15 protein-coding genes are annotated in these 15475 nt (G+C 42.1%); 13 read left to right on the forward strand and 2 right to left on the reverse strand.

All coding sequences use genetic code 11. The annotated features are described in order from the left end of the window. Positions 1 to 3: 3 nt before the first annotated feature. Positions 4 to 981, forward strand: a complete 978-nt coding sequence (gene hemB, locus L1765_RS01520; protein ID WP_236403671.1) for a porphobilinogen synthase — start codon at positions 4 to 6, stop codon at positions 979 to 981. 252 nt (positions 982 to 1233) lie between these two features. Further along, positions 1234 to 2526 (forward strand): glutamate-1-semialdehyde 2,1-aminomutase, encoded by a 1293-nt coding sequence (gene hemL, locus L1765_RS01525; RefSeq protein ID WP_236403672.1) that lies wholly within the window; start codon positions 1234 to 1236, stop codon positions 2524 to 2526. Between the two features lie 22 nt (positions 2527 to 2548). Here hemL and L1765_RS01530 read toward each other — a convergent pair whose 3' ends face one another. Next, complete coding sequence (locus L1765_RS01530) at positions 2549 to 3199, reverse strand: precorrin-2 dehydrogenase/sirohydrochlorin ferrochelatase family protein (RefSeq protein WP_236403674.1); 651 nt, start codon at positions 3197 to 3199, stop codon at positions 2549 to 2551. 160 nt (positions 3200 to 3359) lie between these two features. Here L1765_RS01530 and cobA point away from each other — a divergent pair, with 160 nt between their 5' ends. From cobA to L1765_RS01575, 9 genes are all read left to right on the forward strand, one after another. After that, positions 3360 to 4889, forward strand: coding sequence for a uroporphyrinogen-III C-methyltransferase (cobA, locus tag L1765_RS01535; protein WP_236403679.1), 1530 nt, complete (start codon positions 3360 to 3362; stop codon positions 4887 to 4889). 31 nt (positions 4890 to 4920) lie between these two features. After that, complete coding sequence (locus L1765_RS16055) at positions 4921 to 5658, forward strand: sirohydrochlorin chelatase (RefSeq protein WP_236403682.1); 738 nt, start codon at positions 4921 to 4923, stop codon at positions 5656 to 5658. A 173-nt stretch (positions 5659 to 5831) separates the two neighbouring features. Further along, positions 5832 to 6956, forward strand: a complete 1125-nt coding sequence (locus L1765_RS01545) for a cytochrome D1 domain-containing protein (RefSeq protein ID WP_236403685.1) — start codon at positions 5832 to 5834, stop codon at positions 6954 to 6956. Positions 6957 to 6961: 5 nt separating this feature from the next. Then, positions 6962 to 8173, forward strand: coding sequence for a radical SAM/SPASM domain-containing protein (locus tag L1765_RS01550; RefSeq protein WP_236404005.1), 1212 nt, complete (start codon positions 6962 to 6964; stop codon positions 8171 to 8173). Positions 8174 to 8178: 5 nt separating this feature from the next. Then, complete coding sequence (locus L1765_RS01555) at positions 8179 to 8472, forward strand: antibiotic biosynthesis monooxygenase family protein (RefSeq protein WP_236403689.1); 294 nt, start codon at positions 8179 to 8181, stop codon at positions 8470 to 8472. Between the two features lie 30 nt (positions 8473 to 8502). Then, complete coding sequence (gene ahbA, locus L1765_RS01560; protein ID WP_236403693.1) at positions 8503 to 9558, forward strand: siroheme decarboxylase subunit alpha; 1056 nt, start codon at positions 8503 to 8505, stop codon at positions 9556 to 9558. 170 nt (positions 9559 to 9728) lie between these two features. Continuing rightward, positions 9729 to 11024, forward strand: coding sequence for a LysM peptidoglycan-binding domain-containing protein (locus tag L1765_RS16060; RefSeq protein ID WP_236403695.1), 1296 nt, complete (start codon positions 9729 to 9731; stop codon positions 11022 to 11024). 11 nt (positions 11025 to 11035) lie between these two features. Beyond that, entirely contained in the window at positions 11036 to 11932 is an 897-nt protein-coding gene (locus L1765_RS01570; protein WP_236403696.1) for a protein kinase family protein, read from the forward strand. A 6-nt stretch (positions 11933 to 11938) separates the two neighbouring features. Then, positions 11939 to 12952, forward strand: a complete 1014-nt coding sequence (locus L1765_RS01575; RefSeq protein WP_236403697.1) for a phosphotransferase — start codon at positions 11939 to 11941, stop codon at positions 12950 to 12952. A gap of 12 nt (positions 12953 to 12964) precedes the next feature. Here the strand turns inward: L1765_RS01575 and L1765_RS01580 are convergent, their stop codons facing one another. Further along, the gene (locus tag L1765_RS01580) at positions 12965 to 13147 is read right to left on the reverse strand and encodes a hypothetical protein (protein ID WP_236403698.1); all 183 of its coding nucleotides are present in this window, start codon (positions 13145 to 13147) and stop codon (positions 12965 to 12967) included. Between the two features lie 430 nt (positions 13148 to 13577). On the opposite strand from L1765_RS01580, the gene L1765_RS01585 reads away from it, so the two are divergent. Together L1765_RS01585 and L1765_RS01590 are read left to right on the forward strand one after the other, a co-directional pair. After that, entirely contained in the window at positions 13578 to 14939 is a 1362-nt protein-coding gene (locus L1765_RS01585; RefSeq protein ID WP_236403699.1) for a cbb3-type cytochrome c oxidase subunit I, read from the forward strand. Positions 14940 to 14982: 43 nt separating this feature from the next. Then, on the forward strand, positions 14983 to 15471 hold the full coding sequence (locus L1765_RS01590; protein ID WP_236403701.1) for a cbb3-type cytochrome c oxidase subunit II: 489 nt from the start codon (positions 14983 to 14985) through the stop codon (positions 15469 to 15471). Positions 15472 to 15475 lie beyond the last annotated feature (4 nt).

A 15475-nucleotide genomic window follows, 5' to 3' on the forward strand; every position in this document is an offset into this window, starting at 1 on the left:
AAAATGACTATTCACTTTGACCGTCACAGAAGATTGAGAGGTAGTGAAACCTTAAGAAAACTGGTTCGTGAAAATCAGCTGACCGTTCATGATCTGATCTACCCGTTATTTGTTGTTGAAGGGGAAAATATAAAAGAAGAAATCCCCTCCATGCCAGGGGTATTTCACTTTTCTCTGGACCGATTAAGGGAAGAAATTGAAGAAATTATTCAATTGGGAATTGAAGCAGTGATTCTTTTTGGCGTTCCAAACCATAAGGATGAAACAGGTTCTCAAGCCTATGCAGAAGATGGCATTGTTCAGCGGGCTACCTATGAAATTAAAAAAATGAAGCCGGAATTACTGGTCATTGCTGACACCTGTCTATGTCAATATACGGATCATGGACACTGCGGTGTGGTTGATGATGGACGGATTTTAAATGATCCATCCCTTGAGTTATTGGTAAAGACCGCCGTGTCACAGGCCACAGCAGGTGCCGACATGATTGCTCCATCCAATATGATGGACGGGTTCGTGACCGCTATCCGGCACGGATTAGATGAAGCGGGTTTTACAGAAATCCCGATCATGTCCTATGCCGTTAAATATGCTTCTTCGTTTTATGGTCCATTTCGGGATGCGGCCCATTCTGCACCCCAATTTGGTGATAGAAGAACTTATCAAATGGATCCTGCCAATGGAAGGGAAGCTTTAAGGGAAGCTGCTTCTGACGTAAAGGAGGGGGCAGATATCTTAATGGTAAAACCTGCTATGGCTTACATGGATATTATTCGCCAGGTGAAGGATCAATTTGATCTTCCGGTTGCAGCCTATAATGTAAGTGGAGAGTATTCCATGATTAAGTCCGCAAGTGCGAATGGCTGGATTAACGAAGAGTCTGTTGTATTGGAATTGCTGACAGGAATGAAAAGGGCAGGAGCCGATCTCATCTTAACCTATCATGCCAAAGATGTGGCGAAATGGCTCAAGCAAAAGTGAGCGATATAGACGGAATTAAAGAATTCACTAAGGACAGCCTTCGAGTTCGTACTGAGCGGAGGGGCTAATGAACGGGAATTAGCCCTCAAACTGACTCCGTCCTTGAAATACCCAGATGTTTTTGAGGGCTCCGTTCTTTAGACTTGAAGCGGACCTGAATCACTTCTATGCACGAACTCGACTAGCGACGTGGGAATCTTTAATTCCACATCTATAGTTATTTTTGTATAAATATTAATGGAGGGATTCCACGTGGCAAGGAGTTATGAAACATCCATTATATCATTTGCTGAAGCAAAGAAGTATATACCTGGAGGGGTGAACAGTCCGGTTCGCGCTTTCAAGTCCGTTGGGTTAAATCCGGTATACATGGAACGAGGGAAGGGCTCAAAAGTATATGATGTGGATGGAAATGAGTATATTGATTACGTTGGGTCCTGGGGACCGCTTATTTTGGGACATGCCCATCCTAGGGTGATTTCCGCGATTCAAGAAGTGGCTGAAAAAGGGACAAGCTTTGGAGCACCAACCCAACTTGAGACCGACATGGCCAAGTTGGTTACAGAAATTGTGCCTTCTGTTGAATTGATCCGAATGGTGAACTCGGGGACAGAAGCAACGATGAGCGCTTTGCGTTTGGCAAGGGGATATACTAAGCGGAACAAAATTATGAAATTTGAAGGATGCTATCATGGCCATGCTGACAGTCTTTTGATTAAAGCCGGTTCCGGAGTGGCTACACTGGGATTGCCGGACAGCCCGGGTGTACCGGAATCTACCGCTATACATACCATTACTGTTCCTTATAATGACTTGGACAGTGTGAAATTGGCTTTCGAGAAATATGGGGAAGACCTGGCAGCGGTGATTGTGGAGCCGGTGGCTGGAAATATGGGAGTGGTTCCTCCAGTACCAGGGTTTCTGGAAGGCTTGAGAGAGATCACCCAATCCTATGGAACCCTTCTGATTTTTGATGAAGTGATGACAGGGTTTCGGGTAGATTATCACTGTGCCCAAGGGAAATATGGCATTACGCCTGATCTAACCACACTTGGAAAAGTGATTGGCGGCGGACTGCCTGTGGGGGCATATGGGGGAAAACGTGAAATCATGGAGCATATTGCTCCTGCTGGATCCATTTATCAAGCCGGTACTTTGTCTGGAAACCCATTAGCCATGGTTGCCGGATATACAACCCTCCTGGAACTGGGCCAGGGTGGGGTATATGAGGAATTAGAGAGGAAATCAGCAAAATTGGCAGAGGGATTAGCCAGAAATGCGAAAGAATTGAATATTTCCCATCATATCAATCGGGTGGGTTCAATGGTTTGCCTGTTCTTCACAGGCGAAGAAGTGACCAATTATGAAAAGGCGAAATCCTCTGATTTAACCCGCTTTGCCAAATATTTTGCCCTGATGTTGGACCAGGGAATTTCTCTACCTCCTTCACAATTTGAGGGAATGTTCGTATCCACTGCCCATACGGATGAAGATATTGAGAGAACAATTGAAGCCAGTTACTATGCCATGAAACAATTGAGATGATGTATAGAAGCGGACCTATAGATTACACGTCCGTAAGTTGAGTTTTGCATTCGGAAATCACCCGTTGAATCATCTCTTCAGCTCGTTCCTGGTCATTTTGTCTATAAAGTTCTAATAAGTTACTGTTAACGAGACGAGTAAGAATTTCATTTCGTTTTTCAGGATTGTTGATTTCTTTCATCAACTGTTTTCGAAGGAGTGATAGACGGTTTAGAAATGCCTCATATTCTCCTCCGAAAATTTCTGCCAGTTCCCGGCGGATTTTTCTGGCCAAGGCCGGGCTTGTACCGCCGGTAGAAACGGCAACTTGTAAAGGACCCTGTTTCATGACTGCGGGAAAGAAAAAAGTACAGAGTTCCGGTTGATCGACAATATTAAGCAATGGTACTGATGTTTTAGCTTCTTCATATATTTGTTGATTGATTTCCCTGTTATCGGTAGCGGCAACGACTAAAAAAGCTCCCTCTACATCGCCGGGAAGATAGGTGCGTTTGTAATAAGAAAAACGGTTGGACAATAACACAAGACCAGCAGAAAGAGTCGGGCTGATGACGGTAATTTTTGCCTCCGAATCTAGAAGAGTCATAACCTTTCTTTCTGCTACTCTTCCTCCACCGACAACCACACAAGGCCTGTCTTTTAGGTTGATCATGATAGGTGTTTGGATATCCATAAACTCACTTCCATGTACCGGATGAAATAAAGCCCGTTATATTTTATATCATTATATCATACTGTCATTATTGTGGATTGATGTAAAATGTTCATTGATCTGTAAATTGACGGTAAAGAGTTGACAGTGTTAAGATGCAGATGAAAGGGAGGACAAGCGTATGGATGGCGGAGGAGGAAAAGTATATTTTGTGGGTGCCGGTCCCGGTGACCCTAAATTAATTACCATTCGGGGAAAGGAGATTTTATCCAGAGCGGACGTGGTTGTGTTCGACCGCTTGGTAAATTCGAGGCTCCTGAAATATATAAGGGAGGATGCGGAACAAATCTATTGTGGTAAATTGCCGGACAAGCATGACATTCCTCAAGATGAAATTAATCGTATTTTGGTGCATCATGCAAAACAGGGGAAACTGGTGGTCCGTTTAAAGGGAGGGGATCCCAGCGTATTTGGCCGGGTTGGTGAAGAGGCGGAGTTTTGCCTGAGCCATGGAATTACTTTTGAGATTGTACCGGGAGTTACTTCAGGTATTGCTGCTTCTGCATATGCGGGGATACCGGTGACTCACCGGGATATGAATACAACAGTTGCTTTTATAACCGGTCATACCAAAACGGGTAAGGCACCAGATATCAACTGGGAATATTTAGCTAAAGGTATTGAGACCTTGGTATTTTATATGGGTGTGACTAATCTTCCTTTTATTCAACAGCAGCTATTAAGATACGGGCGATCTTCGGAGACACCGGTTGCTCTGGTGCGTTGGGGCACTTTCAGCAAGCAGGAAACCTTAATTGGCAATTTGGGAAATATCGTGGAAAGAGTGGAAAAGGCCCAGTTTAAGGCACCAGCCATAATCCTTGTTGGAGAGAATGTCCGATTGCGTAATAAATTGGCATGGTTTGAAACTAAGCCGTTTTTTGGAAAAACCGTTCTTCTTCCCCGTGGAATCAGGAATGCGGGTGATTTGGATCAAAATATTGAAGATGTAATTGAAGAACTTGGTGGAGAGGTTGTAAATTTCCAAGAAGTTGTCTCCGTTTCCGAAGAGGAAGAAAACCAGATTCGTGACATACTAATGCAGATTGGTCGTTTTCGGTGGATTGTTTTTTCCGATGTTATCACCATGTCCTATTTCTTCCGACATTTTAAAAAATTATCCTTGGATATTCGTTCTATTTCCGCCGGATTCGTCGGATTAGATGGCCGATGCATAGCAGCTTTATCTGACAGGGGATTTATCCCTTTTGCTTTCTCGGATTGGTTGGACCGGGTGATGCCGGAGGATGAGGTTTTATATCTTGGTTCAAAGAATATGAATGATCTATCTAAGGCCGGTTCCCGCCATATTAAATTTTCAGTTTCACTCTCATTGTATAGAAGAGTGATCAGTGATGAAGAGATCGACAAGATTAAACAGCTGAGTGAAGATAAGGCCCTTCATATGGTTGTTTTTACCGATCCTTCATCAGTAACCACTTTCTTTCAAGCGTTTGGGGAGCACCATTTTGATTCATTGTTTCAAGACATTGCGGTTGTATGCTTGGGTACAAGTACCGAGTCTGTTTTAGAAGGTTACGGTTGTAAGGCAGATCTGACCATTTCGGAAGAATCTCTGGATAAACAGTCCATTGGTGAACTTCTTCAGAGGGCTCCTTTCCGAATTGAAAGTCTAACGGCAAAAATTTAGGACAATAAGATTTGAAACGAGGAGAGTTCTTGTGGATAAGACCGGAGTACTTGTCATTTCCCACGGTTCATCCAATGGCCAATGGAATCGATATATTGAAGAAGCGGTGGCTCAAGCAAAACTGCCATTGCCGAGAGCGGTTGCCTTTTTGGAGTGGGTACCGAACAAAAGTATCGCTGATGGTGTGGCTGAGTTGGAAAAACAGGGTGTAAAACAAATCTTGGTTATTCCTTTGTTTGTTTGTTTAGGCAGCACCCACCTTGAGGAGATCAAATATGCCCTAGGTATCATTTCTCATTCTGCAGTCCCGACAGATATAGAGAAAATTTCTTCTCAGGCAGAAATTATTTGGGGCCCAGCCTTTGATAGCCATCCTTACATGACCGATATTATATGTGACCGAATTCATAAACTATCAAACGATCCTTCCAAGGAATCGCTACTCCTGGTGGCTCATGGTAGCGAGATTCCCGGTTTTTATGAACTATGGGAGAAAATGCTGTACCGATTGTCACATCGTGTACAGAAAAGGATTAATTTTTTACAGGTGTCATATGCTACCCTTCGGCCAGATAACCTTTTGGCCCGTCTTGAAAAAATAAAAGGAGACCGGATGATTGTTGTTCCCGTTTTCTTAAGCATCGGTTATTTTACGAAGCATGTAATTCCTGCCAAGCTAAAATCTTATTCCTGTGTATACAGTGGAGAGACTTTGCTTCCTCACCCGTTAATCAGCAAATGGATTGAGGAAACGGTAAACAGTTGTTAAAGGAAATCTTGTCATTTTTGTGACAAGATTTTTTTTGTACCGTTATTCTGATATTTCTGTGACATAAATCACATTGGTCGAAATGGGATGATGGTAGCATCCAACTAGAAGGTTCTTCACAATTTCTACACATCCGAAAGATGGAACAAAAAATCGGGAAGAGGAGGGGTAACATGTCAATAGAGGTTTTGCAAAAAAATGGATTGGCTGGATCACTCATGTTTGTCAAAAATGCTGGGGACACAGGATTCGCGGTAATTGACGTTGAAACGGAAGAATTCATCAAACATGTGGGTGAAGGTGAATATCCCCACAAGGCAACGTTTCATCCTAACGGAAAATGGACCTATTTATCATTTATTGTCCGGTCCACCATTGAAGTGGTCAACTTACAGACCCTTGAAACTGAATATGTGGAAAAGGGAATAGCCAAAGGAAGCGTTGGTGTTAATTTAAGCAGGGATGGCCGGTATCTGTTTATTGGCAGCTATGGTGAAATCCCTGGAGAAAATCTGCCTGGGATTATGGTATTTGATACACAGTGGGGAGAAAAGCCGGAACTTCTCCTGAAGGCTAAGATTCCCTTAGGCAAATGCGGCGGACTAGTGGTTGACTCGAAAAATGACCTGTGGGTGGCCGTTTCTGACCAAAATAAGGTTGTCCAGATAAGCGGTTACCCTCCCTTTGAAATCAAGCAGGAAATTCCCGTTGGAAAACATCCCCATGATATGGTTTTCTGCAAAGAACTGCAGATGCTGCAGGTAAATCATGCTGATGAAAAATTTGTCACTTTTATTGATGTATTGAACAATCGACAAATAGCCAATGTACCAACCGGTTATAATCCCCATGGTGGTAAGTTTGTCATTCGGGATGGGTCTATCAAGTGTTTTGTTCCCTCACGTAAGGAAAATATTGCGTCCGTGATTGATATTCAAAAAGCCTCCCTCATTCGCACAATTGATCTTGGAACTCCTCAAGGATTTGTAGATGTTACTAAAGATGGACAATATGTCATTTTTGATGCATACAAAGGAAACTGTGTTTCTATCGTCGATACGGAAACTTATGAGGTGGTCCGCCGGGTAGCCGTTGGAGAGATGCCGATGCATCCGCAAATCACCCATGACGGCAGTAAATGTTTCGTGGACAGCATGGGGGAAGGAACGATCAGCGTATTAGACATCAGGCCTTTATATGACGGGAATCCGGACGGGGTTTATGTGAGAAAAACCATAAAAAATGTAGGGATAAAACCATCGGGCAACTTTTTTAGCTACAGGGGGTATCTCTTGTGATTGATATGACGAGGCTGGTGGCGGGAATAGACAACCGCCCCAAAAAGCTGAGGTACGAAGCAGATGAGAATCGCAGGGCAAGAAAAGTACATCAGGATGGGAAACCTGACCTGGTTCCTCTAGTTGAGTGGAATACCACCGGCCAATGCAATTTGGCCTGTAAACATTGTTATTATGGAGCTGTAAGAGAACCTCTCCCGGGAGAATTAACCCATGAGCAGGCCAAGGAGTTTATTTCTCATCTCGCAGAAATGGGGGTTCCTGTCATTGTTTTTTCAGGGGGTGAACCCCTCTTAAGAAATGACCTTCTTATGCTGGGAGAATTTGCTGCGTCTAAAGGAATACGTCCGGTTATCAGTTCCAACGGCACACTGTTTACCAGGAAAAAGGCAAGGGAAGTGAAGGAGGCAGGTTTTAAATATGTGGGGATCAGTTTGGACGGAATTGGTGAAACGAATAACTTTTTCAGGGGAGGGAATGGGGCATTTGAACAGGCTCTGCAGGGTGTAAGAAATCTGATCTCAGAAGGTGTTTCCGTAGGTCTTCGCTACACAATGACGAAGCATACCATTAAGGATCTTCCCAAAATGTTTGATCTGGCTTTGGAAGAAGGAGTAGACCGCATAAATATTTTTCATCTCATCTATTCCGGAAGGGGCAGAGATATTTCCAATGAGGACATCCCCTTTGAAGAAACAAGAAAAGCTGTGGATTTTATCTATGAAAAGACCAAGGAGTTGTCCGTGAAGAAACCTGACTTTCAGGTACTTACGGCAGGAAACTACTGTGATGCTCCATATATCTATTCAAAAATAGAAAAAGAAAACCCTGATTGGGCTCCGGAGGCATACCGGCTGCTGTTTGCAAAGGATGCGGGAAGAATTGTAAAAATGGGTGACGGAGGGCCGAAGTTGGTCAGCGTCGATCATATGGGAAATGTTCATCCAAGCATGTTTCTCTCTCAATATACTTTTGGAAATATAAAAGAAAAGACACTGACGGAAATATTAACCACATCAGAATTGTTCGGACAATTAAGCTACCCTGAAGAGCATATAAAAGGAAAATGCCGGCAATGCAAATGGCTTTCAGTTTGCGGAGGGAACTCCAGGGCAAGGGCAGATGCATTTTTTGGCGATTTATGGGCTCCGGATCCCCGATGCTATCTGACGGATGAAGAAATCGGATTAGAAAGTTCCCACGAAATGGTGGTGTAAAGTAAATGGTAATCACACTTTTTCGCCTTTCCATTCCGCCGGAACAGGAACAATTTCTTGAGGAAAAATTTATAAACCGGTCAAGATTGGTGGATCAGGTTAAAGGATTTATATCTTTTAAACTATTAAAAAAAACACAGAATGAAAATGGATTGGAATATATTCTTATGACTGAATGGGAAACGGAAGAGGATTATAAGAATTGGCTCAATAGTCAGGATCATGCCAGAATCCATAAGAAAGAAGGGGCCCCCTTCTCCGGAAACAAAACGGAGTTGTTTCAAGTGGTCTGCCAGTAAAAAAACAATTGATAAAGGCAGGGAAGAATCATGGTGTCAGAAACTTTGGATATGATAAATGGAAAATTATTAAATCGCCTGCAGAAAGGGATTCCGTTGGTGGAACGACCTTATCAAGCGATTGCCGAAGAATTGAATATGACTGAAGAAGAGGTAATGGAACGAATTAAAGGGATGAAGGGGAAGATCATTCGCCAGATATCCGCCATATTTGATACAAAATCATTGGGATATCAGTCCAGTCTGGTTGCGGCAAAGGTGGATCCGGAACTTTTGGACCAGGCGGCGGAGGTTATCAATCAGCATCCGGGAGTCACCCATAATTATGTTCGTAATCATGATTTTAATTTATGGTTTACCATTGCCGTTCCCGCCCACAGCCGCTTGGGTCTAGAGAGGACCGTCCAGTTATTGAGAGAATTGGCCCCAGGGGTAAAATCAATTCGTTGTCTGCCCACCCTTAAACTATTTAAGATCGGGGTCTTTTTCGATATGAGCGGAAAGGTGACAAAAGGAAAAGAAGCTCCTGCCTATACGGAAGTAAGCAGGAAACAGAGGACTTGTGATTTTACCGAAGCTGAAAAAGGAATGATTCGGGAGCTTCAAAAGGATTTAAGTATAGAATCACGTCCCTTTTCAGAGAGAGCAGAGGCTGCGGGAGTGACCGAGGAAGAATTTCTGCAAACGGCCCGTCGGTTTAAGGAAGCTGGAATCATCCGCCGGTTTGCTGCAGTTCTCTACCATCGGGAAGCAGGTTTTCTGGCCAACGGCATGGGAGTTTGGAACATCCCGGCAGATAAGGCTGAAGAAATAGGTTGTCTGATGGCTTCCTTTAAGGCAGTAACCCATTGCTATTTAAGACCTACCTATGAAGATTGGCCATATAATATTTTCACCATGGTCCATGGTAGGAACAAAGAGGAATGTGAGGATGCCTTAAAGGAGATTGAAAATGAGATAGGATATCGGGACCGTCTGGTTTTATACTCTAGTAAACAATACAAAAAGGAACGGCTCTCCTACTTCACTCCGGAGATTGATGAGTGGGAAAGTAAATTTGATTTGAAAATGGTAGCCAAATTGTAACTGACGTAAGAAAGCTTCCACGGAAAAAACTGTGGAAGCTTTTTCTTTATTCTTGAAATCGGATAAATTTATGCGGATTGGCCGACCCAATTTTCCAGATAAGGTATAAATGATGGGACACTTCAATATATTGTAGGAGAAACGGTATGAGAAAAGGAGGAGGATATCACGTGTCTGAAAATAGACAGCAGGTGCTGAGTTTCGATATTAAGGAAACGGTACGTCTAATGAAGGAAAAACCGGGAATCAGTCAGATTGTGGATATCGAATTGTATCCGGATGTTGATGTGGTTGAACAGGAAGACGCCATATCCATCAAAGGGAATTTGGTATTAAGCGGGACCTACCGTGGGAAAAAAATCAAGGGGAAGGATGAAAGGGATCCATTTAACTTTGACCCCCTTGTCGTAGAGGAAGGGGCTTTTTCAACATTAAAAAATAAGGAGATCCTTGAACAAAAGATACCCGTTGAAGTTACTGTTCCCCGCAAACGGGTACAGGACTTAGATGATGTGATGGTGTATGTGGATAATTTTGATTACGAGATAAAGGGATCCCATCAATTGGATGTAACCGCTGAGTTTCTCATTTCCGGCATTCATAGTGAGATCGAACATCAAGAAGAAGCAAAGGCCGCATCTTACCAAGAGCCCTTCCATTTTGTCTATGTTGCCGGGGAAGAGCATGAGGATCAATTTTCCGATTCGGCTGAGTCGGAAAAGGAAACAGAACGGGAGACAACATCAGAAATGACAGAAGAACAGGGGAAAGATGAAGGAGAAGAAACTGAGGAAGAAAGAAAAGAAGCCAAAGAGAAAAGGGATGAAACTGAGGAAGAAAGGGAAGAAACTAAGGAAGCTGAAGAAGAAGGGAAAGAAGAGAGTGAAGAAGTTGAAGAGGAAAGGGAGGAAGAACCAGAAAGAGAAGTTGTAGGAGAACCAGTCGAAGGAGAACAGATTGAAGAAATTAGAGATGAGCAAACCGATGAAGAAAGTAAGACAGAGGAAGATAAAGACGTAAAAGTAGCCATTATCGGCAAGAAGAAGGGGCCCAGTGAAGGTCCGATCAAGTTATCTTCTTTCTTTTCCAGAAAAATAAAAACCCCGTCAGGGGAATCATCTAATCTTTCAAGATTAGAATCTCTTTCTGAAGAATCCCTTCCTAGGGAAGAACCTGTTCAAAAGCATATTGGTACTATGGAAGCAGAAAGCTCATCAATGGTGGGTGAAAGATCATCCGAAGGAGAATCTTCAAAAACTGACGCAAAATACTTGATGTCCCTTATGGGACAAAATGGAGAGAAATTCTATCGGTTGAAATTATGCATTCCGCAAAAACATGAAAGTTTAAACTCTATTGCAAGCCGTTATCAATTGACTGTTGAAGAGATTATGCTGGCTAACGGATTAAAATCAGATCAATGGGAAGAAGGTCAGGTTTTGTATATTCCCATTCACGAAGATTAGGGGGAATCGATGTGGGAGAAACAGAAAAAATAAAGTTCACTCCCATTTTTAAAAAATACCAAATTCACTGTCATCAAATCATCCCGATAGATAAAGATGAATGGATGTTGCAAACGGACAAAGGAACAAAAATGATGAGGGTATTTGATGATCTCGAGAAAATCATGTGGTCCCATCAATGGAGGGAACAAATGACGAGGCAGGGATTTCGCACACTGGAAAGATTTATCCGTACAAAGGATGGAGAACCTTATGCTCAATTACATGGGAAAAAGATCGTGGTTACAGATGGGTTGGAGGGTGAGTCTTTTCAGATTAAAGATGAACAAACGTGCTTCTTTCTAGGTGAAATTACCGCACGTATTCATTTGGCCATGGAGCTGGTAAAACGATTTCAATATACAAACCAGCCTTTCTTAGCAAGAAATCATTTTTACGAGAATTGGAGAAAGCAAACCTGCGGTTGGGAACCTCTTCTGGACAGAGTAGATACGGCTGTTGAGTATATGAAAAAGGGAGATTCTTCATGGAATGGGATTCATCCGTTTCATCCCAATCAGATCATAAAAATGGGGGACTATTGGTATCTAAAGACCGGTTTAAAAGAAATATGGGAATGGGCACCTGCTGGCTTATCCCGTTTATTAACATTTTTAAGAGATCTGAATTTGGAAAATTTTGATCCCGTCACTTCGTTCTTAAAGGGTTATGGAAGCATAAGGTCTTTATCATCCAAGGAAATCTATTCGTTGATCGGGTATCTAATTTTTCCCACCGAACTGATGAATTGGGAAATAAAAGGTGGTTTTCATGAAAAGAAATGGTTTCCGGAACAACTGGTCCATCAACAGAAAAAAAGGGAAGAATTAGCCAAAAAAGTGTTTGCCGTATGGGAAGAGGGGATGTGATGGACCATGAAAATGAAACAACGATCCATTGAGGAATATGTATTCAGGGAGTATGATTTATATCCAATCAGAGTGGCACCCCATAGAAATGTTTTCAGAATTACAACCGATTGGGGAGAGTTTGCCCTCAAATTTACCCAAATGCCGGGGCATTTCATTGAAGGGATCTTTCACACCGTTCAATATTTGCACAATAGGGGCTTTACTCATCTTTGTCCAATCATTCCCAATAAGTTTGGAGATGTGGTTGTTCCAGGGAATGAAGGATGTTATTATCTATCCCCCTGGGTTTCAGGAAAACATGAAATCTTAGAGGAACAATGGGAAGAAGAAGTGGTTGGATTAATGGCAACCATGCATCATTTAACTGGATCAGAAGAAAGTGTTTATATGGATGAAGAATGGTTGAAGGGAATTGCCTTTCGTTGGAAATCGAAAATGAAGAGAATGAAGTACTGCTATCAAGTGGCTCGTTCCAGGGAGTATCCTTCTCCTTTTGATGTCGTTTTTGCCACCAATTTTACTTCCCTTTGGGAAATCGGTAAGAAGGCCCATCGTATTCTACTCAACTGGTCCAAAGGAAGAAAAGTTAAACTGAAGAAGTGTTTTACCCATGGACATATTCATCAGAACAACATGATTTATACATCAGAGGGGAAATGGGTATGGATTGATCTCCATCACTGCCGGATGGATTCTCCCATTCGAGATATGAAGAGTTTTTACCGGCATCACCTGTCCGCTTATGATTGGAAATTTGAAATAGGAGAGAGTTGGCAGGAGATTTATCAGGATTATCATCCCCTTGAAAAAGAGGAGTGGATCCTTTTATATCTTCTTTTACTCTTCCCGGAACCGGTAATAAGCCTGATTGACCGGTATTATATGAAAAATTGTCAATGGAGCGAAATCAAATCCGTTACCAAACTGGAAAGAGAGATCCATTCCATTTATCAGTCTGATACTTTTCTTACAGGTAAATTATATACCATGGGAGATTTGGAACCGTTAACTGACTAACGGTTTTTTGTTTTATATCCACCCATAGATAAGGGTCAAAAACAGAAGGAATAAAATGCCTAGAACAATGACATCAAAAGTGGTAGGAAGAAGAATTGTGCGAATAAATTGGAAAATAATTAGGGGAAGCAGCAGTTGTTTCATTCCCAGTTTCATTTTTTCAAACCATTGATCAAATCGATAAGGTGATCTCAAGAATATTCACCTACCTTAACGGTATTTTCAACTTCATATCTGTTTTAATCCCATCTATTTATAGCCTATGATGAAACCTTAATTTTGGTTAAAAATTGACAAATTTGTGAAGTAGTTTTGTGAATTTTATGTAAAAAATTTATAAAGTTGAAGGATTCGTAAATTCATTGATTGAAGTACTGTAATAAAACAGGTGCTGGCAAAAAACGGTGACAAATGTCACATGATGTTCACAATTTCTTCATTGACCACCCAATATTTTGGAAGTATTCTAATGTTATAGTGACTAGTTTATTTTGGTAACTTCCAAAAGAGACTATCTTTATCTTGAAACCTGTTACAAAACAGAAAGGGGGATAAAAAGGGACAGATTTTAAATGATTGACTTTTGTCAAAACATTTACAAGTTTATGGGGGAGGTATGTATTTCATGTTCAGCAAAGCTGAAAACAGTGCTGCCAAGAATTTTTGGTACTCATCTATTTTTTGGCTCATTATTTCAATGTTAGCTGGATTGGTCGTTGCTATTAAGCAGATTAATCCGAACTTTTTGGGTGGAGTTCCTTGGCTTTCATATGGTCGTATTCGTCCGATTCATACCAATGGGGTGCTTTTTGCTTGGTTGTCCATGACCTATATTGCCGCATTATTTTACATGATTCCCAAATTGCTCCGTACCCCTTTATGGAGTGAAAGAATGGGGAACATTACATGTTTTTTATGGAACATCCTGATTATTCTTGCAGTGATTACTCTTGCTAGTGGAATCACCACAGGTGTTGAGTATGCAGAACTGATCTTACCCTTGGATATTTACGTAGCTGTTGGAGTGGCGATGGTTGCCATTAACGTTTTTATGACCATCGCCAAGCGGGAAGAAAAGCAATTATACGTTAGTATTTGGTATTTCGTAGGTTCACTCCTTTGGCTTCCGTTGGTTTATGTTGTCGGCAACGTTCCTTCCCAACTGATCGGCGGAGCTCCTCAAGCCAATATGAACTGGTTCTATGGCCATAATGCCATTGGATTATGGTTTACAACCGTTGGTATTGGACAAATTTATTATCTACTTCCCAAACTTACCGGAAAACCATTATACAGCCATAAGCTTTCTCTGATTGGTTTCTGGACCATTGCTACTTTTTATGTTTGGAATGGGCCGCACCACTTGGTGAATGCACCGATTCCGGTTTGGTTGATGAAGGCTGGGATCATCCCATCGATCTTATTGATTATTCCGGTTTGGACGGTTTTGGCCAACGTTGTTGGAACGATGAAGGGAGCCTGGCATAAAGTATCCGAAGATGTCGGCTTAAAGTTTATCATCACCGGTTCAATCTTTTATTTGCTCGCATGTTTACAGGGACCTTTCCAATCCTTAATGACCGTCAGTGCGGTTGTAAAGTATACCCAGTGGGTAGTAGGACACGCCCATATGGCACCCTTTGCGGCGTTTTCTTTCGTCAGCTTTGCTGCCATCTACTATGCGATTCCAAGAATTACAGGGCGTCAGTTGTATAGTAAGTCACTGCAAAATTGGCACTATTGGTTCTCACTGCTGGGTTTCATTATCTTTGCCTTCAGCCTGTGGATTGCAGGAATAATTCAAGGGTTCTCATGGATTAACGGAGATCCATTTACTGAATCCCTTGTGGTCATTAAACCGCTTCTTGTAGCTCGTGCTGTTGGAGGTACAATGATGATCCTTGCACAGTTTTTCTTTGCGTACAATATCTTCAAAACTGTAACAACAGGTGCACGTTTGGAAACAAAGAAATCGATGGCTGCTTAATTGCATAAGTTACTTCATAAAACCTATAGGGGAGGGAACGGTCTTGTTTGAAAAAAATACATGGAGCATCGTCTTTGCATCCGTTTTTCTATTCATGGTGGGGGTATTTGCCACCATTATATTACCGTTTTTAGATGATGAAATGATTACGCCTACGGCCAATGCGGAATTAAGAAATTATGAGCCCGGTTCACCGGAGGCCCTTGGTCGTCAAGTATATATTCGTGAGGGATGTAATACCTGTCATACCCAGGTGGTTCGTCCTGTGAAGGCAGACTTAAATCAAAATTTGGGTCCGGTCAGTCAGCCTGGTGACTATGTGTATGATAAGCCCCACTTATGGGGATCTAATCGTACGGGTCCCGATCTGATGTGGGTGGGAGTCCGTTGGAATGAACAATGGCAGAAAGAACATCTGCTTGATCCTCGTAGTTTGGTTCCTGACTCCATCATGCCTTCATATGATTACTTAAGTGAAGAAGATTTAAATAATCTCGTGGCTTATTTAATGAGCTTACGCCCGGCACAATAGGAGG

The sequence above is a fragment of the Microaerobacter geothermalis genome (assembly GCF_021608135.1).
GTDB classification, from domain to species: domain Bacteria; phylum Bacillota; class Bacilli; order DSM-22679; family DSM-22679; genus Microaerobacter; species Microaerobacter geothermalis.